At 42.2% G+C, this 2,242-nt stretch carries 3 protein-coding genes; 2 read left to right on the forward strand and 1 reads right to left on the reverse strand.

Going from position 1 to position 2,242, the window contains the following annotated elements:
- Positions 1-174 (reverse strand): GerAB/ArcD/ProY family transporter (locus AC1DSE_RS34305; RefSeq protein ID WP_477529020.1); only part of this gene is annotated, 174 nt, incomplete at its 3' end.
- Between the two features lie 242 nt (positions 175-416).
- Between AC1DSE_RS34305 and AC1DSE_RS34310 the strand changes: the two genes are divergently transcribed.
- Entirely contained in the window at positions 417-2,021 is a 1,605-nt protein-coding gene (locus AC1DSE_RS34310; protein ID WP_477509649.1) for a spore germination protein, read from the forward strand.
- Between the two features lie 3 nt (positions 2,022-2,024).
- The coding region (locus AC1DSE_RS34315) for a Ger(x)C family spore germination protein (RefSeq protein ID WP_477529019.1) at positions 2,025-2,242 on the forward strand (218 nt) is incomplete at its 3' end.

A 2,242-nucleotide genomic window follows, 5' to 3' on the forward strand; every position in this document is an offset into this window, starting at 1 on the left:
GTACAATAATACGAGTAACATCCCTAATCCCACACCGAGAACAGCCGCGATCCAAGCGTCTTGTTTGACGATTTCAGCTAATGTTGATGGAATAATTAAGACAGCAGTACCAACGGAATACAATATGACTAACACGGTAAATTGACGCACATTTATTTTGATGTCTCTTACCATTTTTGGCCTCTTTCTAAGTTATCTGCATTATATTATATAGTCCATAAAAACCATTCCCCATTAGCTTTGACTAGAGCATTGCAGCATCTTCTCATTGTTACCTTTTACTTTGTTAGATAAACACTTGTCCTAGTCACTCTCTTCATTCAATGAATGTATGAATCAACGAAGTTTGGTTAACAAATGTTAAAGATATTTTCAAAAAACTTACCCTATTTCAGAGCAGAGAGGAACATAGGCAAATGGGGTTTTTCAATAATCAATCAAAAAACAAGATGGATCTTCCAGCAAGCAAGCGTATAGATTCCAACAAAGCTGCCCAAGAAAAAAGGTTGAATTTATGCCTTGATGATAATATCCAATATGTAAAAAATATGCTAGGTCATAGCAGCGATATTGTGATCAGAGAAATTCAGATTGGAGCAGGAGAGAAATTTAAAGCCGGGATATTTTATACAGATGGTTTAACGGATCTGCAATCTGTGCAGAAATTCATCATCGAATCGCTTATGCCAAGCATCCCTAATACGGAGCTTGACCCAAACGAATCAAGCCCAGATAAGATCCTCCAAGTTGTGAAGGATCAAATTCTAACGGTAGGAGCTATCAAGGATGTTTCTGAATTTGGTGCTTTGACAACTGCTTTGTTGTCTGGAGATGTCATTCTTTTATTGGACGGTTGCGCCCAAGGGTTCATCATCGGCATGCGAGGCTGGAAAGACCGTGCAGTCACGGAATCCACGACAGAGACCGTCATTCGGGGACCGAAAGAAGGCTTTACAGAATGTATTCGAACCAATACGGCGTTAATCCGCCGCAAAATAAAAGATCCTAATTTATGGCTCACAACAACGTCAATTGGGAGAGTGACAAAAACCGATGTATCGATCATGTATATCAAAGGAATTGCAAATGACAAGATAGTAGAAGAAGTGCATCGTCGTCTCGATCGGATCGATATTGATGGCATATTGGAGAGCGGCTACATTGAAGAATTAATTCAGGAAAAAACCTATACTCCTTTTCCTACGTTGTATCATTCGGAACGTCCGGATGTCATAGCAGCTGAGCTTTTGGAAGGGAAAGTAGCCATTTTGGTTGACGGAACGCCGATTGTATTGGTCGTCCCAGCATTATTTATCTCGTTTATACAGGCTGCTGAGGATTATTATACGCGCGCGGATATCAGCACGTTGATTCGTATGCTTCGTTTTCTTAGTATTTTTATTTCTCTGTTAGGTCCGTCACTTTACATTGCTGTCACTACATTCCATCAGGAAATGCTGCCTACGCAGCTGTTAATCGGTTTGGCTGCTCAACGAGAAGGGGTACCTTTTACAGCGTTCATCGAGGCCGTGATGATGGAGGTAACATTTGAAATTTTACGGGAAGCTGGCTTAAGAATGCCAAAGGCCATTGCACAGGCCGTCTCCATTGTAGGAACATTGGTTATTGGAACAGCGGCTGTTGAGGCGGGGATTATATCTGCCGCAATGGTAATCGTCGTTGCACTAACGGGGATTGCCAGCTTTGTGCTTCCGGCCTTCGACATGTCCATGACCTTTAGAATGCTTCGTTTTCCTTTGATGATACTTGCTGCTTCTTTTGGGTTGTTCGGGATTATTATTGGGATTTTTGCACTCGTACTTCACTTGTGCAGTTTGCGTTCATTCGGAGTTCCCTACCTGAGTCCATTTGCACCATTTAATCTTGAAGAGCAAAAGGATACCATATTCCGATTCCCCCGATGGGCAATGATTGCGCGACCYAGATTGATCAATAAAAACAACATCATTCGCGAACAAAGTAGTCATTCTGAACCGTCGCGCGATAATGCAGGTGGATAATCGATGATGCATAAAAGATATTTACTCTGTTTAATTGTCATCTCGCTTATATTCGTCACAGGTTGTTGGAAGGGCCGTGAGTTGAATGAGCTCGCAATCGCTGTAGCTTTGGGGATTGACAAGGTCGGAAATCAATATAAGGTTTCCGTTCAGGTCGTCGAGCCGACTGAAGTTGCAGGGAAGAAGGGCGGTGACAAGACACCCGTCACGACGTATCAAAT

The organism is Paenibacillus sp. 01L418, assembly GCF_056400045.1.